This window comes from uncultured Lawsonella sp., assembly GCF_947252745.1.
In the GTDB taxonomy this organism is placed as follows: Bacteria; Actinomycetota; Actinomycetes; order Mycobacteriales; family Mycobacteriaceae; genus Lawsonella.
This window is the reverse complement of the sequence record NZ_CAMXWW010000004.1, coordinates 104,734-127,642: the sequence shown is the minus strand read 5'-3', so window position 1 is coordinate 127,642 and position 22,909 is coordinate 104,734. Positions and strand designations below refer to the sequence as shown.

Below are 22,909 nucleotides of genomic sequence, written 5' to 3'. Positions count from 1 at the left end.
AAGGGTGTAACAGAAAGCCTGGCTGACAGTAGATGCCAGCCAGGCATTAGTGAGTGAGGAGAGCTCGGGGGTGTAGTGACCGCAGGCGTCGTTCTCTAGTGAGGCCCAGAAAGGGCTAGTCGTCCTTTTTGTCCTTATCGTCTTCGTCGGTGTCGACAATGCCAGTGCGCAGCGGGGGCTTGCGGGTACTGATGTGCCCCACGATGTCTCCGGTAGCGTCGTTCTGCAGCATTGTATCGATGAGGTCGTCGGTACCGGTTCGAGCTGTCCCTTTCGCTATCTCAGTAGAAGCACCTGCCGGGGCACCTGCTTCGGCAGCGTCAGTGGTGGAGCCACCATCTGCAGGAGGAGTGGTACGGCCATCCTGCACCAAGCTACGGAGGCTGCCAGAGCGCTGACGCAGCCAGCGAGCCATCTTCGTTTCGGGCTGAGCAGCAGGCTGTTCCTTCACCACGATCTTCGCCCGTTCATCCCATGACTCCACGATATAGCGGATGACAACGGCGATAATGGCGGCACAGGGCACTGCCAGGAAGGCACCGACAATACCGTAGAGGGTGCCGCCAGCGGAGACCACGAGCAGCACGATTACGGGGTGCAGGTTCATCGCGTTGGACTGCAGGATGGGGGAGAGGACGTTACCTTCCAACTGCTGTACAACCAGAATAATGACGAGCATGATGATGCCGGCTTTGAGGGAGACGCCCACCGAAGCTACGAGGACTGCCAAGAAGCCAGAGACGAAAGCACCTACGATGGGGATGAAGCCGCCCATGAAGGTGATGAGTGCCAATGGACCAGCGAGTGGCACACCCAACACCACCATGCCAATACCGATGAACGTGGCGTCGATAGCAGACACGATGCCCTGGGTACGGATAAAGCCGCCGAGGGTGCTCCAGCAGCGGAGGGAGAGCTCTTCGATATGTGCGGAGGCAGGCATGCCAACGACTCGTTTCACCCACGGCAGAGCCTTCGACCCGTCCTTCAGGAAGAAGAAGCACAGCATCAAAGTGATGACCAAGGTTACGAGCACGGTGGAGGCAGCAGACACTCCGTTAATGGCAGCAGAAGCGATCTGACTAGCGGAGGACTGGATCTTTTCTGTCACCGCCGCCACAACTCGGTCGAGTTGCGCTTGGTTGACGTTGAAGGGCGGGCCGAGCAGCCAATCCTGCAGGCTGCGGACTCCCTTGACAGTCTTTTGTGAGAGCGGTCCCACCTGGGAAGCGACGCTCGGGGCAATGGCAGAAAGAATGCCGGTGACGACACCGAGTACGACTAGGAGTGCACCGAGGGATGCCAGCCAGCTGGGAACTTTGTGGTTAATCAGCCAGCGGACGGGGGGCCAGAGAGCTGAGCAGATAATGAGTGCGAGGATGGTGGGCAGCAGGCCTACCCAAATGAATTGGCAGAGCTTGTAAAGGATATAGCCGGCGGCGACGACCAGGATGAACCGGAGGCACCACATTGCCAAGGAGCGGAGGTCCTGCCCGATGACAGCGGAACGACTGGTGGCCTGCATACGCTTGGACGAGGGATGCTCCCGCTCGTCCTTTTTGTCCTTTTTCTCGTTGTTGTCAGAAGAGGATGACGAGGACGAGTCCTTCTTCTTGTCGTCCTCGGAGGCGAAAACAGAGATGGCCTTCTCCACCAGTTCTGGTTTGCTGGATTTATCAGACATTCGGGTCTCTCTAGTGAGTCCCACTACCGCATGCCTCCGGGAGGAGGCATGCGGTAGTGGGTACTATGAACAATCTGTTCTATTGTACGTGTGATTTATTCGTCATTGTCAGCCGTAGTGTCTGGATGGCGGACCAAGTGGATGCTGCTAGCGAGCAGACCGCCCCAAATGATGACGAGGAACAACACCATCATGACGATGGATCCTGCGCTCATTTCTTTTCCTCCTCAATGTCGGCATCGGCCGCAGGAACAACATTCAGCTGCTCGGGGTGATGTTTCGCGAGCCATTGTCGGTAGTAGGGATGCTGGTACTCAGTAGTTAATTCGGGGGTGAAGAGTGGCCCATCAAGGTGCACCACCCGGTCACTCCACTTGAAAGCGGTCAGGACAATGGCAAACACCAGCGCGAAGAGAATGCTGCCCCATCCAAAAGCAGTGAGGAACCAGGTGGGGTAATTGTCATAGCCATGTCGGATGATGGTGGAGAATTCGACGAAGAGCATCCAGGCCAGTGCAACCGGCGTGATGATAGAGATGCACACGTTCCACCATTTACCCACCGGCAGGGAGGACACCGAGATGAGGTGCTTGTGGAGCTCTTCGACGCGCCGGTAGACCCAGGCGATAAGAATTAAGGTCACGAGTGCGTTGAGGGCAATGCCGTTGTTAATGAACTTGTCCACCACGGAGAGAACATTGACGCCCGAGGTGGTAGCAAAGAGAACGACGGAAATGATGGCCATGGGGATACCGGTGATGAGAACCGCCGGCACACGCCGCAATCCGAACTTGTCCTGGAATGCAGCGGCAACCACTTCTACCAGGCTGATGGAGGACGTAAGTCCGGCTAACACCAGGCTGAGGAAGAAGAGGACACCGAAGATTGGACCGCCTGGCATCTGGGAGATAACCGAGGGAAAGGCGATGAAGGCGAGCCCGATACCGTTGGCTGCAACGTTATCTACGCTCGTGCCCTGCTGATGGGCGAGGAAGCCGAGTGCTGCGAACACGCAGATGCCGGCGAGCACTTGGAAAGACGTCGTAGCGAAAGCGACAACCAGACTGGAGCCCGCAAGGTCGGTGCGCCGCTTCAGGTAGGAGCTGTAGGTGATCATGATGCCGTAGCCCACGGAGAGTGAGAAGAAGATCTGGCTATAGGCGGCAATCCACACTTCGCCATCTGTCAGCAAATTCCAGTTTGCGTGGAAGAACACTTCGAGGCCGTCAGCAGCACCTGCTAGGAAGAGGGAGCGGACGACCAGAACGAGGAAGAGAACAGCGAGCAACGGGACGAAAAACTTGGACATATTGCCCACGCCATTCTGAACACCGAAGGCGAGAGTTCCGACGGTAATGACCCAGACGATGATGAGGGGGATCAGGACAGCCGGGACAAAGTCCATGCTCAGCGAGCTTTGGGCCTGTAGGAAGCCCTGGTTAAAGAAGGTAGCGGGGTCGCTTCCCCATGCCTCCTTCACCGAGTACACCGTGTACGCGCAGGACCACGCGATGATGACGGAGTAGTAGCAGGCGATGACAAAACAGATTCCGACTTGGAACCATCCCAATGCCTCAGTCCGCTTGGCGAAGCGGCGGAAGGTGAGGGGTGCGCCGCCCCGATAGCGGTGCCCCAATGCGTAGTCCAAGAAGAGCATCGGGATACCCGCGGTGAGCAGTGCTACCAGGAACGGGATGAGGAAGGCACCACCCCCGTTTTGGTACGCAACGTAGGGGAAACGCCAGATACTGCCGAGGCCAATGGCCGAGCCGATGGCAGCCAGAATGAAGACTGAGCGCTTGGAGAAAGTCTCGCGCTGGGCTGGTGTTTTACTACTCATGCATATCCTGACGGGTCGGGGGAATGGCTGCGGGGTTCGTCACCAGTGCGTTCTCTCAACGTATGGCGGAGGGCAAAATGCCTGAACAGAAGCATGGGAGCCTAAGCGGATGAGGCAGCTCGCTCCTGAAAAAGTAAAACCCCGTTTCATCTTATGCTGGGGGGTCCTGGGTGACAGCATTTTCTCCGCCGTGAGTTTCACCGTGGCACCGCTGTACACAGTCCTCTTCGGGCCGGCGAACCGCCCCTTTGTCCACGTCAGCGGCAGCTGGCCACGGTACAAGTGGCAGGAGGAGGGAGATGATGAAGAAGCACAGAATGGGCAGCCAACCGAAGGCGAGTAGTGCCCACTGGGGGTAGTTCCCGTAGCCCTCCGTGATGATGGAGTGCACTTCAGTAGCCAGAATGATGAGTAAAACGGCGGGGGTGAGTAGTGAAACGCAGAAGCGCCATGGCCACCCTACGCGACGTGAAGAGAGGGCGTTGAGGTGTGTCTGCAGGATGGGGAGGTGATGGAGCCCCCAACTGATCGTCATCATGGCGACAATGGCGGCACTGACAATACCGATGGAGCACACGAACTTGTCGAAGATGTCGAGAGTGCTGGAACCCGTGGAGGTAGGGAAGAGGAGGATCGAGGCAATGAGGAGGGGCAGGATGACGGCGGTGGCGGCAGCCCAGCGGGCCAAGCCGAACTTGTCTCGAATCGCGGCGATGCACACCTCCACCACAGAAATTTGCGAGGTTAGGCCGGCGATGGCGAGGCATCCAAAGAACACCACACCGAACACGGTGCCACCGGGCATGTGCGAAATGATGGTGGGGAAGGCGATGAATGCTAGGCCGATGCCGCCTTCTGCAACATCTCCTACCTGCTGCCCGGAACTCACTGCGAGGAAGCCGAGAGTGGCGAAGACGCCGATACCTGCTAAGGCTTCGAAGGACGAGTTGGCGAAAGCCACTACATATCCCGTGCCCACCAGGTTCGTTTTGCGCTTGAGGTAGGAGCTGTAGGTAATCATGACGGCGAAGCCGACATTCAGAGAGAAGAAAATCTGGCCGTAAGCGGCAATCCACACTGCTGGATGCAGAAGAGACTCCCATTTCGGGGTGAAGAAGACGTTGAGACCCTCAGTGGCGCCGGGCAGGAAGAGTGCGCGAATAACGAGGCAAGCGAAGAGGATGACGAGTACAGGCACGAACACGCGGTTGAGGCGGCCGATGCCGTTTTCTACTCCGAGAACCATGACGATGACAATAACGCCCCACACCAGGAGAAGAGGGATGAGGAGGTTCGGCACCATGTGGAGCCCGAAGCCGTCTGTTTTGTGAAGGAAAGAGTTGTTGAAGAAACGTGCCGGGTCGTCACCCCATTCTTGGCGGAAGCTGTAGCCTACGTAGCGGACTGCCCAGGCGATGATGATGGGGTAGTAGAGGGCGATGAGGAATGCGACAAATACTTGGAACCAGCCGGCGAATTCACCCCATTTGCTGATACGGCGGAAGGCCAGCGGCCCGGATCCACGGTAGCGGTGTCCTAATGAGTATTCGAGCATGAGCATCGGGATGCCGGCAGTGAGCAGTGCGCACAGATAGGGGATGAGGAAGGCGCCACCCCCGTTTTGGTAGGCGACGTAGGGGAAGCGCCAGATGTTGCCAAGACCCACGGCAGATCCTATAGCCGCCATAATGAACACTGAACGGCGTGAGAACGTCTCGCGGGGGGCGGGCGTTGAGTGGTCTGTGTTAGCTGCAGTCACCCTTGTAACAATAGCGGTAGAGGTGATTGCGCAGGTACCAGGTAGAGTAAAGAACTGTGAGCCTTACTCTTGGAATTGTTGGTCTGCCCAACGTGGGCAAGTCGACCCTATTTAATGCCCTAACCAAAAACGACGTGCTGGCAGCGAACTATCCCTTCGCCACTATCGAACCTAATGTGGGTGTGGTGGAGCTGCCGGATGCTCGGCTGCCCAAGTTGCAGGAGATGTTTAATGCCAAGCGCATTGTGCCTGCTACGGTGTCGTTTGTCGACATTGCCGGCATTGTGAAGGGTGCTTCGGAGGGCGAAGGCCTGGGCAATAAGTTCCTCGCCAATATTCGCGATTCGGATGCGATCTGCCAGGTAGTGCGTGTTTTCAGTGATCCTGACGTGGTGCACGTGGCGGGCAAGGTGGACCCTCTTGATGATATTCAGGTGATTGAAACTGAGCTCATCATTGCGGATCTGCAGACCATTGAGAAGGCATTGCCGCGTCTCACAAAGCAGGCAAAGCAGGACAAGTCCCTGCAGAAGCAGGTGGCGGAAGTAGAGAAAGCACAGGCGATTTTGGAGAACGGGGACACGATCTTCTCTCGTGCAGATGAGGTTGATGGCGATCTCCTCTACGAATTACACCTGTTGACAACCAAGCCCTTCCTTTATGTGTTCAATGCGGACGAGTCTATCCTCACGGATGAGGCACGTAAGCAGGAACTGCGTGAGCAGGTTGCCCCCGCAGAGGCTATTTTCCTGGACGCTAAGGTAGAAGCGGAGCTGGTGGAGCTGGATGACGAGGATGCTCTTGAGCTTCTGGAGTCCATTGGCCAGGATGAACCCGGTTTGGCTCAGCTGGCGCGGGCTGGTTTCCACACGCTTGGCCTCCAGACGTATCTCACTGCCGGGGAGAAGGAAGTCCGGGCGTGGACGATTCACCAGGGTGATACCGCTCCGAAGGCGGCCGGTGTCATTCACAGTGACTTCGAGAAGGGCTTCATTAAAGCCGAGATTGTGTCCTACGACGACCTCATTGAGCATGGTTCCATCAACGACTGCCGGGCTGCTGGCAAGGTACGCATGGAAGGCAAGGATTACGTCATGCAGGAAGGCGACGTCGTCGAATTCCGCTTTAATGTGTAGCGAGCATTTTGTCGGGCGTGTAGTCAACATTTATATAAAGCAGCTGGGGTGCTGCCACGAATGAAGTGGTAGCACCCCAGCTGTGCGTACAACGGGCAACGCCTTCGAGGGAGTTTCGTCGACGTGCGGATGATCGGGTAGGCGATCCGCTTCGGCGTAGCTTAATCCTCTCCAGGTTTGACGAGGATACGGATGGGGTTGCCGCGGTGGTTTTTCAGGTCGTCGATACCTTGCTTGATCTCAGTGAGTGGAATGACTTTGGTGATGGACTCCGAAAGATCCAGCCTCCCGTAGGACAGCATTTCTGCAAGCATGGCGATGTCCTGGCTCTTGTATCCGAGGTGGCCAAGGATCTGCTTGCGGTGGAGGTTGAAGTTGAGGAAGGGGCCACCGTCAATTTCTTGATCGGAGAGGCCGACCGAGACGGCGCGTCCGTCAACGTCCAGAGACTCGACACAGGCGCGCAGGGTGGGGGTAATACCGACGGCATCGAAGGCGACATCGATCATGCGTCCGTCGGTAATATCCTCAATCTTCTGCATTAACTCGGGGTCGTCGCTTCGGAGGGTGAAGTCTGCGCCGAGCCGTTTGGCGCGTTCAAGCACTGCGTCGTTGAGGTCGATGGCGATAACAGGAACACCGCCGGCTAGCTTGGAGAGTTGGACGAGGTGTGCGCCGACGCCACCAACACCCCACACGGCGACAGAATTACCCATGTGGACTTTGCCGGTGCGAACTACTGCGGCATAGGGAGTGGACACAGCATCTGCGAGTAGTGCTGCCTGGTCCAGGGGGACATTGTCGGGAATTTTCGTCAGACCTGACGACTGGGCTACGTGGTATTCAGCCCAGGCGCCGTCGTAGGCGAAGGACATGAGGTGCAAGTCGAGGCAGTCGGTGTAGGCTCCGCGGCGGCATTTGCGGCATTTACCGCAGGGGCGGCCAGCTGAGGGAATAACGCGGTCGCCTTCTTTCCATCCGGTGACACCGGGTCCTAGTTCGACAATGACGCCAGAGGCTTCGTGGCCTTGTGTGACGACGGGGAGCTCAGCGGGGAATGCACCGCTGATAAGGCTGAGGTCGGAGTGGCAGATGCCGCAGTAAGCAACTTTGATGAGTACTTCACCGGGGCCGGGATGTGGGATCGGGATTTCCTCTAGGGAGATCGAGCGATCCGCTGCGTGAAAACGCTCTGCGAGCATTGTTTCGGTCATCATGGATCCCTTGTTTGCGCGTCGGTCTCTGTACCGGCGCTCCTAAATATGAGCGTAATCACATATGTGCATACATATGGCGGAAATCATGATAAGGATCTGTGCTAGCGCACAAAATACGTACCTGAAAGCCCTATCTCCGTGCAAGAAACTCCATTGATAGCCCATAGTTAACCCTGTAACCGCAGGTCAGTGCAGTCGTTGTGAAAACTATCGACAAACTCTAAGGCAACTTTAGGTATGGAAACCTGCCGAAATGCTCAGTGAAAAACGGCATTTTTCCTTGGAGGGACAGATAATGCCCAAGCTCAAGTCGTCTGCCGTCACCCATCCGGAAGGTGCAGGGTCGATAGACGACAGCTCTTCAACTGGCCAGAGCTCGATGAGGAAGGAAGAGAGACATTGTCACAGGACAGCGGCAGTTCCAGTCATAGCGGCTAGCTTACGGCGGCTTCCCGCGCGGCGAGGAGGAGGGGGAGGGCTTCGCTAGCGCTCATCTGTAGGCTCACATCGCAGAGGGTGGATTCTGGCGTGCGAGCAGGATTGATCTCGATAACGGGCTTCCCGGCGTGGGCGGCGATACGGGGGAGTGATGCAGCGGGCTGCACCACCGCCGATGTTCCTACCACGAGGTACACATCACAGTGCTCTGCGGCAGCAACGCTGCGTTCCCAGGAAATGTGGGGGAGCATTTCTCCAAACCACACAATGTCCGGGCGGATGGGTGCACCGCAGTAAGGGCAGGCAGGTGGTTCTGCTCGCAGGACTTCCTTGGTGGGGATGTCGACGGGATGGGGGTAGTCGGATCGACATTCAGAGCAGATGAAATGGAAAAGTGTGCCGTGGATGTGCTCAACTTTCGTGGACCCTGCTCGTTCGTGGAGGTCATCCACGTTCTGGGTACAGATACGGACCTGGGCATAATGTTCCCAGCGGGCGAGGGCTTGGTGGGCGGCGTTGGGTTGGACGTCTCGGACAAGCGAGTTTCGCCACAGGTACCAGGCCCACACCATTTGGTGATCCTTTGCCCACGCCTCAGGGGTGGCGAGGGTTTGGGGGTCAAACTGTTCCCAGAGGCCACTTTGGGAGGTTCGATAAGTAGGAATCCCTGATTCTGCGGATATCCCTGCACCAGAAAGGATGGCGACGCGCGCTGCATCAGTGCAGAGGCGCTGTGCTTCTTGGAGGAGAACTGCCTGTTCAGTCATATTTCTCATGCTAGAACAGAAATCTTCACTGTGAGCGAAAATAAATACTTGAGTCCACTCATATCAGGAGTTACAGTTACTACTGTCATAGTTGATCTAAAGTGACTCAACTTAGATGACGGAACAAGCGAACGACTCTACTAACACCACCACAAAGGAGGTGGCCACTATGGCTACTGCAACTTTCGATCCGTTCCGCGAGTTTGAGCGTCTCTTTACCGGAGTCGCTACCCCGCAGAGCTCCAACCTCTCAATGGACCTTTATAAGAAGGGCGACGTGTTCGTCGCAGAAATCGATATGCCGGGCGTCGACCCTGCTTCGATTGACATTGATATTGACGACCGCACTCTTACCGTGCGCGCCGAGCGCTCATCTGTATCCGGAGAGGACATTGAGTGGCTCACTCGAGAGCGCCGCAATGGTACCTTCGCGCGTCAGCTCACTCTCGGGCGTGGACTTGCCACCGACCGTATTGAGGCAGCCTACGAAGACGGAGTCTTGAAGCTCACCCTGCCGGTCGCAGAGGAAGCTAAGCCTCGGAAGATTTCCGTCAACCACGTCATTAACAGTGATACCGCAGAACCTAAAGAAGTAGACGGCGCAGCTCAGTAACCGAACGTGCCTGCTACATTTAGCATCGATTATCACAACTGGTGGGCCCCTAGGGGGTCCACCAGTTTTATTTTTTGTTTATATAGCCCGGCCCTCCACGTCATCCGCTCCAGGTATGGGAACCTGCAACAATGGTTACTTCGGTTCTTTCCTTTGGCGAGCCTGAGCTACCGGCGCGTGGCCATTGTTCGCCTGGGAAGGGGACGTAGAAAAGTTAGCCTAGGTGAGGGTGCCCGTACTGCACGCGCGCCTTCGAGTGCAGTGAGAGGTCATCCTCCTGTCTTCCGGAGGGGCTTTTCACACAATGGATAAAGCCATGTGTCCAAAATTGTGAAATACGTCACTTCAAAAATGAAAAATCTCAGTTTGCGGGCTACTTTTTTAGCTCATTCCCGCTAGGTGGATAGTGCTATTCGAAACGCGGAAAGTTCGTCAAAACCTTATGTTGACCAGTAATTATTCGCGAAATAGGTGACTTTTCCCAAGTGAACTTAACCGATAAACTGAGTCTCGCCTAAAAAACACCCTTTTTAGGCGGAATCTTCTGAGTGACTAACCGCCACTCACTACAGTTTTCAGCTTGAGGTATCACTACATGACGACGACCGCCCCTGTGCTCACCGAATCCCAGCAGAACGCTTGGCACGGTTTCGAACCCGGTAACTGGTCTGATGAAATCGACGTCCGAGATTTCATTCAGCACAACTACACACCTTACGAGGGAGACGCCTCCTTCCTCGCCGGCGCCACCGAACGCACCACCCACATCTGGAACACCCTTCTCACAATGTTCCCCGAGGAACGTGAAAAGGGCGTGTACGACGTCTCCTGGGATACCCCCTCAAGCATCACCTCCCATGCACCGGGCTACATCGACAAAGACTACGAACTCATCGTTGGTCTGCAGACGGACGCTCCCCTGAAGCGCGCCATCATGCCCTACGGTGGTTGGCGCATGGTCGTCAAGTCTCTCAAGACTTACGGCTACCCCGTTGACGAAAACTTGCAGAACGTCTTTTCCAAGTACCGCAAGACCCACAACGACGGTGTCTTCGACGTGTATCCCGCATCCGTCCGTGCTGCTCGTCACAGCCACATCATCACCGGTCTTCCCGACGCCTACGGCCGCGGCCGCATCATCGGCGACTACCGCCGTGTCGCCCTCTACGGTGTGGACGCTCTCATCGAAGCCAAGAAACACGACCGCATGACTCTCGACATGGAGTGGGCCAGCGAAGACATCATCCGCGATCGAGAAGAAAACGCCGAACAAATCCGCGCCCTCATGGAGCTCAAAGAAATGGCCGCCTCCTACGGCTACGACATTTCCCAGCCTGCCCGTAACGCGCGGGAAGCTATCCAGTGGCTCTACTTTGCCTACCTCGGTGCTGTCAAGGAACAGAACGGTGCAGCTATGTCCATCGGCCGCAACGCCACTTTCCTGGACATTTACATTGAACGTGACCTCGCCGAAGGTACTCTCACCGAATCCGAAGCTCAGGAGCTCATCGACGACCTCGTCATCAAGCTCCGCATCGTCCGTTTCCTGCGCACCCCAGAATACGATGAACTATTCTCTGGCGACCCCACCTGGGTCACTGAATCCATCGCCGGCATCGGTGAAGACGGCCGCCCGCTGGTCACCAAGAACTCCTTCCGCTACCTGCAGACTCTCTACAACATTGGCTCTGCCCCCGAGCCGAACCTTACCGTCCTCTGGTCCCACAAGCTGCCGGAAGGCTTCAAACGCTTCTGCGCCCAGGTCTCCATCGACACTTCCGCAATCCAGTACGAGTCCGACGAACTCATCCGCAACAACTGCGGTGACGACGGTGCCATCGCCTGCTGCGTGTCCCCAATGACAGTGGGCAAGCAGATGCAGTTCTTCGGAGCTCGTGTGAACGTCGCCAAAGCGCTCCTCTACGCCATCAACGGTGGCCGTGACGAAATGTCCGGGCAGCAGGTAGGCCCTGAGTGCCCCTCTCTCGACGGCGAATACCTTGACTTTGACGAGACCTGGGAGGCCTACAAGCACTTCCTTGGATGGCTTGCCCAGACCTACGTTGAAGCTCTCAACTGCATTCACTACATGCACGACAAGTACGCCTACGAGCGACTGGAAATGGCTCTCCACGACTCCGTGGTAAAGCGCACCATGGCCTGCGGTATTGCCGGCCTGTCTGTCGCCGCAGACTCCCTCTCCGCCATCAAGTTTGCGAAGGTTCGCCCACTCCGCGACGAAACTGGCCTAGCCTACGACTATGAAGTAGAAGGGGAGTTCCCGACCTTCGGCAACGATGACGACCGTGTTGACGACATCGCCTCCATGATCGTCGAAACCTTCATGGGCATGGTTCGCCAGCACCCCACCTACCGGAATTCCATCCATACCCAGTCCGTCCTCACCATCACCTCGAACGTGGTGTACGGTAAGCACACTGGTAATACCCCCGATGGACGCCGCAAGGGCGCACCGTTCGCACCCGGCGCTAACCCCATGAACGGCCGCGACACCCACGGCATGCTGGCCTCTGCGCTGTCCGTTGCCAAGCTCCCCTTCGAGGAAGCACAGGATGGAATCTCGCTCACCAACACCGTCGTCCCCTCTGGCCTCGGCCGTACCAAGGACGAACAGGTCACTAACCTCGTTGGTCTGTTGGACGCCTACAACCTGTCCGACGGCTACCACGTCAACATCAACGTGTTGAACCGCGAAACCCTGGAAGATGCCATGGAGCATCCTGAAAATTACCCCCAGCTCACCATCCGCGTCTCCGGCTACGCTGTGAACTTCGTCCGACTGACCCGCGAACAGCAGCTCGACGTCATCAGCCGCACCTTCCACCAGGGAGTCTAAGGCCATGGCAGATGGTGTCTCCGGAGCAGTAGTCGTCCAACCCCAGGTCGGGGTAAGCCGGCGGCGGGGAACCGCTGCTGGCGTGGGCACTGCTATCCCCCTGATGGTGCAGGGAAGCTCCTGCCTCAGCGCAGACGCTGCCGAGATCACCACCGCACAACACCAGCAGCTGGCTGACCGCCGTGCCGGTCTCCTTGGATCCGTTCATTCATGGGAACTAGTCACAGCAGTCGACGGACCTGGCACGCGCATGACGCTCTTCCTCAATGGGTGCCCGCTACGCTGCCAGTACTGCCACAATCCCGACACCCTCAAAATTAAAGATGGTCAATGGCAGACTGTCGACGCGGTAGTTGAACGGCTCAACCGCTATCGGAAGGTCTTCCAGGCAACCGGTGGAGGAATCACCATCTCCGGTGGTGAGCCCCTCTTCCAACCGCAGTTCACCCGCCGTGTTCTCCGGGCAGCCAAAGAACTCGGCATCCACACCTGCATTGACACCTCCGGTTTCCTCGGAGTTAAGTGCGACGACGACATGTTGAATGACATCGACCTCGTCCTCTTGGATGTGAAGAGCGGATTGCCCGATATCTACCAAGAGGTCACCGGACGGAAGCTCACCCCGACCATCGAATTTGGAGATCGCCTGGCCATCGCCAAGAAGGCGGTTTGGATCCGCTTCGTCCTCGTCCCCGGTCTCACCGACTCCGTGGAGAACGTCGACGCGGTTGCCCAACTGGTCTCTGGTTGGCCCAACGTCCAGCGGGTAGAGGTGCTGCCTTTCCACAACATGGGTGTCGATAAGTGGAACGAACTCGGCCTCGACTACACACTCGCAGCAACCCAACCGCCCAGTCCAGAGCTGGTGGAGCGGGCTCGCGAACAGTTTCGTTCCTACGGAATGGACGTCTACTAAGACGTTCTCTGGTAACCAGCATTCCTAACCGAAAATGGACGTTACCCCCGGCGAGAATCGTTCTTGCCGGGGGTAACTTCTGCCGATTTTGTCACAGCTAATTCGTATACTTTTTGTATGTCAATTGAGATGACCACAGAGTTTAAGCAGGCACTCGAACTACTGAATGGTGGCAAAAATCTTTTTCTTACCGGAAAAGCAGGAACAGGTAAGTCAACACTCATCAATGAGTTCAGGAACACGACTACTCGCAATATAGTTGTAACTGCACCAACTGGTGTCGCAGCTTTGAACGTTCATGGATATACCATTCATCGTCTCTTTTCTTTCCCACCTCATGTAACTGTTGAGGGGATTAGATCTGCCGATATTCGCCCGGGTCGTTTTGCCAGTGTATTAAAAGAATTGGATACTTTAATTATTGACGAGGTCTCAATGGTGCGGGCAGACCTTTTTGATTGCATCGTGGCGACGTTAGAAATGTACGGTCCACGTCCACATACTCCATACGGTGGGGTACAACTCGTGCTAGTGGGTGATCTCTATCAGCTTCCTCCTGTAGTAAAGGAAGATGAGGAAGCTTGTCTTCGTGCTTCTTACGAAACTCCATTCTTTTTTTCGGCAACAAGCTATCGAAATACAGACTTCCCTGTTGTGCAGCTGACGAAAGTGTTTCGGCAGGTGGGGGATCAGCAGCTCGTGGATCTCCTAAATGCCATTCGCGAAGGAAAAATGTCAGCCGAGGTTAGAAACCGACTGAACTCCCGTATTAAACCGGAGTTCACACCTCCCTCGGATGAGTACTGGCTTACTCTTGCATCAACCAATAGAAGCGTTAACAAGATCAATCGAGAGGCTCTTGCCAGGATTAGCGGGGAAGTGTTTACCTATCGGGCGTGTGAGACTGGTGATCAAGATAAGTTTGATTATCCCACCGAACAAGAGTTGAAATTCAAAGTCGGTGCGCAAGTCATGCTGCTTACTAACCATCCTCAGCGGAAGTGGGTGAATGGATCTGTTGGTGTCATCACTCGGGTGTCCTATGACGATGACGGGAGGATGGTCGTTCACGTAAAACTTGATAGTGGGGAAGTTGTTGAAGTTACAGAACATACCTGGCAGATCACTCGTCCTGCTCCTGCAGGAGGGAAACTGGGATATGAGGTCGTGGGCACATTTACGCAGCTTCCTTTTAAACTTGCATGGGCGATAACTATCCATAAATCTCAGGGGCAAACTCTAGACAGAGCAGTAATTAATCTGGTTGGCGGAATGCGAGCTGCTGGTCAGTTGTATGTTGCGTTGTCACGTTGTACGAGTTTTGACGGATTAGTTCTCACACGTGAAATCGCACCTCGAGATGTCAAAGTTGATCATCGAGTGCATCGATTCTTGATGGAGGCAACGGGGGAGAAAACTGAGAAGAAGTCATTTATAGAGTGTATCTACGTGGGACAAGGAGATGGCTATATCAGACCGATCGAGATCGCTGTTGCGGTAGAGAATGAAGCCCCACTTACCACCTTGATCAATCCCACCCATGACTTAGGTTTCTCGGCACAAAAATACGGTCTGTCGTCATCTGATCTGCAGATTGCTCCCACTCTCGATGAAGCGTGGCCATTTATAGAGACTGAAATTCTCGGGAGCGGTGTCGTGTCGTCGCTGGGTGATGAACTCGTTAACATTCTCGATACTGAGCTCAAACGAGCTGGACTAGTAACTGGTCTGCAGATGGTAGCGCGGCCACGAAGAATAATTGAAGTAGCGGGAAGAGCATCGGATATCGTGCGTGCAACTCAGTATATTGTCGCCCAAGAAGGGCTTACTAACCAGCTCTTTCCTTATAATCCCCTCGATGAGCTTCCTACGGGATATCGCCTTACACCAGACTTTGAGATCATCCCATATGGGAGTCCGGAAGATGTAGCACAGTTACTTGAGAAAAAGCTTTCCGATAAGTGTCTTACTCAGAGAAGTGAAGAAGTTCTTCAACGCTTTGAAAAAGCATTCGGTGTGACCGTAAGGAGACCGGAGAAAGCTGAACTTCCCCCATTGGCTCAGCTTCTTTCTCCGGGGGCGAGAGTATGTTTCACTGGTTCCGTTTTCAATAATGGTCGTGAGTGGCGCCGTGAAGATATGGAGAAACTTGCAAAGGAACATGGACTTGTTGTCGCTCCACAGGTTAGTAAGACCCGTTGTGACGTACTTATCGCCGCAGATGTCGCGACACAATCGGGAAAAGCGCGCAAAGCTGCGCAATTTGGTAAACCGATATATTCCGCTGAACACTTTTTAAAGTGGGCGAAACAGTAGAAACCTACTGAAAATGAACGTAACCCCCGGGGAGAGCGATTCTCACCGGGGGTTACGTCTGCTTGATAATGGTGGTGCCGGGCACGACCGAAGGCTTTTACAGACCGGGGCGTTTGCCGATGGTCAGCGTGCACTCTTGGGTGTGGGCGAAGAAGTCATTACCCTTGTCATCGACCACGATAAAGGCGGGGAAGTCTTCTACCTCGATCTTCCACACGGCCTCCATACCGAGTTCGGGGTATTCCAGTACTTCCACCTTCTTGATGCAGTCCTTCGCCAGCACAGCGGCAGGGCCACCGATGGAACCAAGGTAGAAGCCACCGTACTGCCGACATGCATCGGTCACCTGCTTGGAGCGGTTGCCCTTGGCGACCATCACCATCGAGCCTCCCTGCGCTTGGAACGGTCCAACGTAGGGATCCATACGCCCGGCGGTGGTGGGGCCGAAGGAACCAGAGGCCATTCCATCAGGGGTCTTAGCGGGGCCGGCGTAGTAGACAGGGTGATCCTTCATGTAGTCGGGCATCGGTTCGCCAGCTTCAATACGCTCCCGGATCTTGGCGTGTGCGATGTCGCGGGCCACGATCATCGTGCCGGTCATAGAGACGCGGGTCTTGATGGGGTACTGGGAGAGGGTCTCCAGGATCTTCTCCATGGGTTGGGAGAGGTCGATCTTCACGGCTGTCTCGTCGCCGCCCTCATGGTCAATGTCAGCATCGGACAGTTCGGGGAGGTATTGGCTAGGGTTGGTCTCGAGCTTTTCCAGGAACACGCCTTCGGGGGTGATCTTCGCCTTGGCCTGGCGGTCTGCCGAGCAGGAGACGGCAATTGCGACGGGCAGCGAGGCACCGTGGCGGGGGAGCCGGATGACGCGGACGTCATGGCAGAAGTACTTACCGCCGAACTGGGCGCCAATGTCCATGTGGCGCGTCATATCGAGGACCTTTTCTTCCATCTCGAGGTCGCGGAAGCCGTGGGCGGTTTCGCTGCCGTGAGTAGGCAGGGTATCGAGGTAACGGGCGCTTGCGTACTTGGCAGTCTTGAGTGCATATTCGGCGGAGGTGCCACCGATGACGATGCCCAGGTGGTAGGGCGGGCAGGCGGCGGTACCGAGGCTACGGATCTTGCCCTCCAGGAAGTGCATCATGGAGTCGGGGTTGAGGATGGCTTTGGTCTCTTGGAAGAGGTAGCTCTTGTTAGCGGAGCCGCCGCCCTTTGCCATGAAAAGGAAGTGGTAGTCGCGGTCGGACTCTGGTTTGGTGTCGGCGTACAGTTCGATCTGGGCGGGGAGGTTGCAGCCGGTGTTCTTCTCCTCGTACATGGAGAGCGGCGCATTCTGCGAGTAGCGTAGATTGTCCTGTGTGTAGGCGTTGTAGACGCCGAGGGAGAGGGCGCGCTCATCAGTGCCGTTGGTCAGGACGTACTGGCCGCGCTCCCCCTTGATAATGGCAGTGCCGGTGTCCTGGCACATAGGCAGGGTGCCTTCGGCAGCGATGACAGCATTCTGCAGTAGGTTATAGGCCACGAACTTGTCGTTGTCGCTGGCTTCCGGATCGTCGTAGATCTTCCGGAGTTGGGCGAGGTGGCTGGCACGCAGGTAGTGGGCAATGTCGTGCATTGCGGTTTCCGACAGCAAGGTGAGGGCTTCGTCGCTCACCTTGAGGAAGGTCGAGCCGTCCGGTCCTTCTACTGTCTCCACTCCCTCAGAGGTGAGTAGGCGGTATTCGGTGGGGTCGGATTGCAGGGGCAGCATGTCTTCGTAGAAGAATTCCGGCATCATCATTCCTTGGGCAGAGTGGGTTGAAACTCACCTTTCAGCCTAAGGTTTCTGTCAGATATCGTCTGCCAAGGTAAGCCTAATCTATATCGGTAAAATGCCACGTCAACTGAAGTTTTAAGAGCTTTTGACACACTTGTGTGTCAAAAATTACATGTCACCACCCCGCTGTATCGCAGCTCTCAATGCCGCCACACGCCAGCCCTTGCAACAAAAGCACACTGGGTTCCCATCACGGAGAGAACCTCCGGTGGGAACCCAGTGAAGGAGGGGCTGCTGTTAGCTCCGCGGGTGAGTCATAGCTGCTACATCGAGGGCTTCTGCCAGCTTTTCGTCGGTGATCTCACCTCGCTCTACGTAACCGAGTTCGATAGTAGCTTCGCGGATGGTGAGGTTCTTTTTCACCGCATGTTTCGCGATCTTCGCCGCTGCTTCGTAACCGATCACTCGATTGAGCGGGGTGACGATCGATGGGCTGGATTCAGCAAGCTGTAGACAGCGTTCCTTGTTCGCGACAAGCCCATCAACACACCGTTCGGCGAGGACGTGTGACACGTTTCCCAGGATAGTGATGGAGGTGAGGAGGTTGGCGGCCATCACTGGCAGCATGACCAGTAGGTCGAAATTACCTTGGGCGCCGGCGAAGGTGATGGTGGCATCGTTACCGATAACTTGCGCTGCTACCTGGACGGTGGCTTCCGGGAGTACCGGATTGACCTTGCCGGGCATGATGGAGGAGCCGGGCTGCAGGTCAGGGAGGGAAATCTCGCCGATGCCAGTACGCGGGCCAGAGCCCATCCAGCGGAGGTCATTGGCAATTTTTACTTCACTGACGGCAATGGTGCGCAGCATTCCTGACATCTCCACAAGGGAGTCTTGTGTGGCCTGTGCTTCGAAGTGGTTGGGAGCCTCCACGAGTGGCAGTTGTGTGTGCTCGGCGATGAGCTCGATGACGCGCTGTGAGAATCCGGCTGGGGTGTTGATGCCGGTACCCACTGCGGTACCGCCTAAGGGAAGTTCGCAGAGGCGCCCAAAGGCGGCATCAATGCGGGCAAGGCCATTGCGAATTTGTTGTGCGTAACCGGAGAATTCCTGCCCTAGCATGATGGGGGTGGCATCCATTAGGTGGGTACGGCCAGACTTCACCACATCTGCGAATTCTTCTGCCTTGTTTTCCAAGGATTCTGCGAGGGTTTTCAGACCGGGTTTGAGAACAGTGGTGATGGCCTCTACAGCAGCGATGTGGATGGAGGAGGGGAAAACATCATTGGAAGATTGGGAAGCATTCACGTGGTCATTGGGGTGGACGGGAGTGAAGTCTGAGGGGTCTTTCCCGGCGGCGTCCCAGGCGGTCTTCTTGTAACGCGTGGCGAGTGTGGCTATGACCTCATTGGTGTTCATGTTGGAGGAAGTGCCGGAGCCAGTTTGGAAGATATCAATGGGGAATTCGTTGTTGTGTTGTCCGGCGATAACCTCGTCTGCAGCGGTGACGATGGCAGAGCTAGTGGCTTCGTCGATGACACCGAGTTCGAGATTGGCAAGGGCGGCTGCTCGTTTGATCTCCCCGAGCGCGGCGATGTGGTGTGGAGTGATGGTTGTGCCGCTGATGGGGAAGTTCTCTACAGCCCGTTGGGTTTGCGCGGCGTAGAGGGCGTTTTTCGGAACCTTAACCTCGCCCATGGTGTCATGTTCGATGCGGTAGTTCTGGGTATCAGTAGACATTCTCTTCTCCATTGTGTGAGTGCGTGTCCCGGAGCAAGGGTGACGTGTAGTGAGCGGAGCGCCAACCTAGGTGGGGAACAGGAGGAATACCATGCCTCCAGTATTAGTATAGGCTTACCTCATAAGACAACGGCGAGGGGGATGACCGTCTACTGTCGAGATCCTTCAACTGCCTGCTCAAATTCCTCCATGACCTGCAGTGAAGGAGGCTTGGTGAGATAGCTCACGATAATGGCTACCAGCAGATTCGCGAAGAACCCCGGGATGATCTCGTAGACCATCGACGATAAGGCCGGGGTGAATCCCCACACTGCGACAACCACAGCACCCGTCACCAAACCAGCAATGGCTCCCTTTGCGGTAAGACGCTTCCACCACAGAGAAAGGACAACGATTGGCCCAAAAGCTGCACCAAAACCCGCCCACGCGAAAGCAACGAGTTCCAGGATGGTGTTATAGCGGGGAACAGCCAGAAGTGCTGCGATGATAGCGACCATCAGAACTGCACAGCGTGAGAGCAGAACCAACTTCCGTTGCGACACGCCCGTTTTAAAAATGCCGCGGTAAAGGTCTTCCACAAGCACAGAGGACGTCACTAATAGCTGCGACGAAATCGTCGACATGATTGCGGCGAGCACTGCCGCTAACACCACGCCGGCAAGGAACGGGTGGAAGAGCATCTTTCCCATCACGAGAAAGACGGTCTCCGCCGCTTGCCTCGAACTCGTGAGCTCGTGTCCGTTTGCCTGCAAGTAGGCAACACCCACCAACCCTGTAGCGACAGCACCCAGGATAGACAGTGTCATCCAGCCGATCCCCACGTGACGCCCATAGGTAGCTTCCCGGGCGGACCGCAGCGCCATAAAACGCACAATAATATGCGGCTGACCCACATACCCCAGGCCCCACGCAAGCGCCGAGATGATTGCCGCCGGAGCGACCCCCTCAACCATGTTGAGATGCTGCGGATCTGAGGCCTCAACCATGTGCATGGTCTCGGGGAGCCCACCTAGCGACACCACCGCCGCAATAGGTATGGCAATAAGAGCCGTCATCATTAGGAGACCCTGGACCACGTCGGTATAGGAAACTGCGAGGAATCCACCCACAAACGTATAGAGCACCACCACACCAGAGACAATGAGCATGCCCGTGAGGTAGGAGGTGCCAAATGTCGCCTGAAAGAATGTTCCACCGGCCACCATGCCCGAGGAGACATAAAAAGTGAAGAAGAAGAGGATGACTACCCCAGAGCAGATCCGCAGCACATGCGAAGAATCATGCAGACGGTTTTCCAAGAACGTCGGGATAGTAATGGAGTCCTGCGCCACCACGGAATAGGAACGTAGCCGGGGAGCGACAATCTTCCAATTTAACCCCGCACCAACCGTGAGCCCCACGGCAATCCATGCTTCACAGAGGCCGGAGATATAGATGGCACCGGGTAGCCCCATCAGAAGCCAGCCCGACATATCAGAGGCCCCCGCGGAGAGTGCTGCGGTAAAAGGATGTAGCTGGCGATCAGCCAACATATACCCTTCGTGGCTCGTGGTCCGCCGGAAAGCGTAAACACCGATGACGATCATCGCGGTGAAGTACACGACGAGGGCGAGAATAGTCCAGAGGGTGGAAGACACGTGTGAGTCCTTGAGATTGGTGGCGCAAGCTGTGGCACTAACGGTCGAGTCTGCGGGTGTAGAACACCCAAGGGCTAACTTTACCGGTGATGGTGCGGAGGAAAGATTTTCGTGGGGAGTCGTTTGCAAGGTGTACGCAGCACAAAACGCACTCCTCGGCCTAGAGTCTCGACTACCAGTTTTCAAACTGCGCCGTGTAAAGTTGCCATAGGGGCCGCCGCTCACCGAGTCGTCGGCCTTGTGCTTTTTACAGCTCACACCACCACAGCCTTCCGTTATCAGGCTGAATGTGACGACCCTCTGCTAGGAGCTCTTTTGCCGCAGAAGCATGAATTCCGCAATGTAGCCATCATCGCTCACGTTGACCACGGGAAAACCACCCTGGTTGACGCGATGCTGGAACAATCCGGCGTCTTCTCCGCGCACCAAGAAGTCGCCGAACGAGTAATGGACTCCGGCGACCTTGAGCGAGAGAAAGGTATCACCATTCTCGCCAAGAACACCGCTGTGCACCGTCCGGGGCAGGCGAAAGATGGGGGAGACCTGGTACTCAACATCATTGACACGCCCGGACACGCCGACTTCGGTGGTGAAGTCGAGCGCGGCCTTAGCATGGTCGATGGCGTGATTCTGCTGGTGGATGCCTCCGAAGGGCCCCTCCCGCAAACCCGCTTCGTGCTGCGAAAAGCACTCGAAGCCTGCCTACCTGTCATCATCGTCGTCAACAAAACCGACCGGCCTGATGCCCGTATTGCTGAAGTTGTCGACGAATGTCAGGACCTTCTCCTTGACTTAGCATCTGACCTGTCCGATGACAAGGCCATTGCCGCCGCGGAAGCACTCCTCGATACCCCCACCGTCTTCGCATCAGGTCGTGCCGGCGTGGCCTCCCTGGAAATGCCGGAGAATGGTGCTCTTCCTAACTCCGACAATCTGGAGTGTCTCTTCGACCTCATCACCAAGATCATCCCGGAGCCCACGGGTGACGCTGACGCACCGCTTCAGGCACATGTGACCAACCTGGACGCCTCTAGTTTCCTCGGCCGTATCGGTCTCGTCCGTATCTACAACGGCACACTGCGGAAAGGCCAGCAGGTCGCCTGGATTCACACCACCCCCGAGGGTGAGCAGATCACCAAGACTGCCAAAATTACTGAACTGTTGAAGACCTTCGGAGTGGAGCGGGAGCCCGCAGCCGAAGCCGTCGCCGGCGACATCGTCGCCATCGCCGGCATCCCCGATGTCATGATTGGTGACACCCTCGCCGACCTCGACAACCCCGAACCGCTCCCGACGATCACCGTCGACGAGCCAGCAATCTCGATGACCCTCGGCGTCAATACTTCGCCGATGGCTGGCCGTAATGGGGGAACCAAACTCACCGCTCGCATGGTGAAGGACCGACTGGACCGTGAGCTGGTCGGTAACGTCTCTCTGCGGGTTCTTCCCACGGAACGCCCCGATGAGTGGGAAGTACACGGGCGTGGCGAAATGGCACTTTCGGTACTCGTCGAGACAATGCGTCGCGAAGGTTTTGAGCTCACCGTGGGTAAACCCAATGTGGTGACGAAGAAAGTCGACGGCAAAATCTACGAGCCCTACGAGAACACCACCATTGACGTGCCGGAAGAACACCTTGGTGCGATCACCCAGCTGATGGCAGCACGCAAAGGCCAAATGGACAAAATGAGCAACCATGGCACCGGCTGGGTGCGCATGGAGTTCACGGTGCCTGCCCGTGGCCTTATCGGATTCCGCACTGCCTTTCTCACCGAAACCCGCGGAACCGGCATTGCTAACTCCGTTTCCGCCGGTTACGCACCGTGGGCCGGAGAAATCCGCGCCCGCCACTCCGGTTCCCTAGTGGCGGACCGTGCCGGCCAGGTGACAGGCTACGCGCTGCTCCAGCTGGCAGACCGTGGAGATTTCTTCGTTACCCCTGGTGATGCTGTCTACGAAGGTGTCGTCGTGGGGGAGAACCCCCGCCCGGAGGATATGGACGTCAACATCACCAAGGAAAAGAAGTTGACGAATATGCGCTCTTCCACCGCAGATCAGACCGAAACTCTCGCCAAGGCACGTACGCTTAGCTTGGAAGAAGCAATGGAATTCTGTGCCAACGACGAGTGTGTGGAAGTAGCACCGAACGCCATTCGCGTCCGCAAGGTTCTTCTTTCCGCGGCAGCCCGCGGACGTGCCCGCGGACATCTGAAGCACACCATATAACACC

The 22,909-nt window shown here is 56.3% G+C and carries 15 protein-coding genes; 6 read left to right on the top strand and 9 right to left on the bottom strand.

The genetic code is table 11. The features are described 5' to 3' along the window. Positions 1 to 115: 115 nt before the first annotated feature. The 4 genes from Q0X28_RS05470 to Q0X28_RS05455 all read right to left on the bottom strand — a co-directional run bounded on the left by Q0X28_RS05470 (position 116) and on the right by Q0X28_RS05455 (position 5,283). Positions 116 to 1,684: an AI-2E family transporter gene (locus Q0X28_RS05470; protein WP_298576999.1), complete on the bottom strand. Its 1,569-nt coding sequence runs from the start codon at positions 1,682 to 1,684 to the stop codon at positions 116 to 118. Between the two features lie 95 nt (positions 1,685 to 1,779). Beyond that, positions 1,780 to 1,899 (bottom strand): methionine/alanine import family NSS transporter small subunit, encoded by a 120-nt coding sequence (locus tag Q0X28_RS05465; protein WP_082345304.1) that lies wholly within the window; start codon positions 1,897 to 1,899, stop codon positions 1,780 to 1,782. Continuing rightward, positions 1,896 to 3,524, bottom strand: coding sequence for a sodium-dependent transporter (locus Q0X28_RS05460; protein ID WP_296237561.1), 1,629 nt, complete (start codon positions 3,522 to 3,524; stop codon positions 1,896 to 1,898). The genes Q0X28_RS05465 and Q0X28_RS05460 overlap by 4 nt, the downstream gene beginning before the upstream one ends. Before the next feature lie 151 nt (positions 3,525 to 3,675). Continuing rightward, positions 3,676 to 5,283 (bottom strand): sodium-dependent transporter, encoded by a 1,608-nt coding sequence (locus tag Q0X28_RS05455; RefSeq protein ID WP_298576997.1) that lies wholly within the window; start codon positions 5,281 to 5,283, stop codon positions 3,676 to 3,678. A 56-nt stretch (positions 5,284 to 5,339) separates the two neighbouring features. Between Q0X28_RS05455 and ychF the strand changes: the two genes are divergently transcribed. Next, on the top strand, positions 5,340 to 6,419 hold the full coding sequence (ychF, locus tag Q0X28_RS05450; RefSeq protein WP_296237555.1) for a redox-regulated ATPase YchF: 1,080 nt from the start codon (positions 5,340 to 5,342) through the stop codon (positions 6,417 to 6,419). A gap of 161 nt (positions 6,420 to 6,580) precedes the next feature. Here ychF and Q0X28_RS05445 read toward each other — a convergent pair whose 3' ends face one another. Both Q0X28_RS05445 and Q0X28_RS05440 read right to left on the bottom strand, forming a co-directional pair. Further along, positions 6,581 to 7,633 carry a zinc-binding dehydrogenase gene (locus Q0X28_RS05445; protein WP_296237735.1) on the bottom strand — a complete coding sequence of 351 codons (1,053 nt, stop codon included), beginning with the start codon at positions 7,631 to 7,633 and terminating at the stop codon, positions 6,581 to 6,583. A 437-nt stretch (positions 7,634 to 8,070) separates the two neighbouring features. Beyond that, positions 8,071 to 8,841 (bottom strand): NAD-dependent deacylase, encoded by a 771-nt coding sequence (locus Q0X28_RS05440; RefSeq protein WP_296237552.1) that lies wholly within the window; start codon positions 8,839 to 8,841, stop codon positions 8,071 to 8,073. Between the two features lie 169 nt (positions 8,842 to 9,010). Between Q0X28_RS05440 and Q0X28_RS05435 the strand changes: the two genes are divergently transcribed. The 4 genes from Q0X28_RS05435 (at position 9,011) to Q0X28_RS05420 (ending at position 15,543) form a co-directional block, all read left to right on the top strand. After that, entirely contained in the window at positions 9,011 to 9,454 is a 444-nt protein-coding gene (locus Q0X28_RS05435) for an Hsp20/alpha crystallin family protein (protein ID WP_296237551.1), read from the top strand. Between the two features lie 595 nt (positions 9,455 to 10,049). Beyond that, positions 10,050 to 12,311 carry a formate C-acetyltransferase gene (gene pflB / locus Q0X28_RS05430; protein WP_296237550.1) on the top strand — a complete coding sequence of 754 codons (2,262 nt, stop codon included), beginning with the start codon at positions 10,050 to 10,052 and terminating at the stop codon, positions 12,309 to 12,311. A 4-nt stretch (positions 12,312 to 12,315) separates the two neighbouring features. Then, on the top strand, positions 12,316 to 13,227 hold the full coding sequence (gene pflA / locus Q0X28_RS05425) for a pyruvate formate-lyase-activating protein (RefSeq protein WP_296237548.1): 912 nt from the start codon (positions 12,316 to 12,318) through the stop codon (positions 13,225 to 13,227). Between the two features lie 117 nt (positions 13,228 to 13,344). Further along, complete coding sequence (locus Q0X28_RS05420; RefSeq protein WP_298576993.1) at positions 13,345 to 15,543, top strand: AAA family ATPase; 2,199 nt, start codon at positions 13,345 to 13,347, stop codon at positions 15,541 to 15,543. 97 nt (positions 15,544 to 15,640) lie between these two features. Here Q0X28_RS05420 and Q0X28_RS05415 read toward each other — a convergent pair whose 3' ends face one another. The 3 genes from Q0X28_RS05415 to putP all read right to left on the bottom strand — a co-directional run bounded on the left by Q0X28_RS05415 (position 15,641) and on the right by putP (position 20,679). Then, a complete protein-coding gene (locus Q0X28_RS05415; protein WP_296237544.1) occupies positions 15,641 to 17,320 on the bottom strand; it encodes a fumarate hydratase in 1,680 nt (559 codons plus the stop codon). Positions 17,321 to 17,599: 279 nt separating this feature from the next. Beyond that, the gene (locus tag Q0X28_RS05410) at positions 17,600 to 19,042 is read right to left on the bottom strand and encodes an aspartate ammonia-lyase (protein ID WP_296237542.1); all 1,443 of its coding nucleotides are present in this window, start codon (positions 19,040 to 19,042) and stop codon (positions 17,600 to 17,602) included. Between the two features lie 149 nt (positions 19,043 to 19,191). Further along, positions 19,192 to 20,679 (bottom strand): sodium/proline symporter PutP, encoded by a 1,488-nt coding sequence (putP, locus tag Q0X28_RS05405; RefSeq protein ID WP_298576991.1) that lies wholly within the window; start codon positions 20,677 to 20,679, stop codon positions 19,192 to 19,194. Positions 20,680 to 20,994: 315 nt separating this feature from the next. On the opposite strand from putP, the gene typA reads away from it, so the two are divergent. Then, positions 20,995 to 22,905 (top strand): translational GTPase TypA, encoded by a 1,911-nt coding sequence (gene typA / locus Q0X28_RS05400; RefSeq protein WP_298576989.1) that lies wholly within the window; start codon positions 20,995 to 20,997, stop codon positions 22,903 to 22,905. The last annotated feature ends 4 nt before the right edge of the window (positions 22,906 to 22,909 follow it).

Coding starts and splice junctions, on each gene's coding strand:
- Q0X28_RS05440 (WP_296237552.1), bottom strand. CDS start 8,841: ATGACTGAACAGGCAGTTCTCCTCCAAGAAGCACAGCGCCTCTGCACT.
- pflB (WP_296237550.1), top strand. CDS start 10,050: ATGACGACGACCGCCCCTGTGCTCACCGAATCCCAGCAGAACGCTTGG.
- Q0X28_RS05410 (WP_296237542.1), bottom strand. CDS start 19,042: ATGTCTACTGATACCCAGAACTACCGCATCGAACATGACACCATGGGC.
- pflA (WP_296237548.1), top strand. CDS start 12,316: ATGGCAGATGGTGTCTCCGGAGCAGTAGTCGTCCAACCCCAGGTCGGG.
- Q0X28_RS05460 (WP_296237561.1), bottom strand. CDS start 3,524: ATGAGTAGTAAAACACCAGCCCAGCGCGAGACTTTCTCCAAGCGCTCA.
- Q0X28_RS05420 (WP_298576993.1), top strand. CDS start 13,345: ATGTCAATTGAGATGACCACAGAGTTTAAGCAGGCACTCGAACTACTG.
- Q0X28_RS05435 (WP_296237551.1), top strand. CDS start 9,011: ATGGCTACTGCAACTTTCGATCCGTTCCGCGAGTTTGAGCGTCTCTTT.
- Q0X28_RS05465 (WP_082345304.1), bottom strand. CDS start 1,899: ATGAGCGCAGGATCCATCGTCATGATGGTGTTGTTCCTCGTCATCATT.
- Q0X28_RS05445 (WP_296237735.1), bottom strand. CDS start 7,633: ATGACCGAAACAATGCTCGCAGAGCGTTTTCACGCAGCGGATCGCTCG.
- Q0X28_RS05470 (WP_298576999.1), bottom strand. CDS start 1,684: ATGTCTGATAAATCCAGCAAACCAGAACTGGTGGAGAAGGCCATCTCT.
- Q0X28_RS05415 (WP_296237544.1), bottom strand. CDS start 17,320: ATGCCGGAATTCTTCTACGAAGACATGCTGCCCCTGCAATCCGACCCC.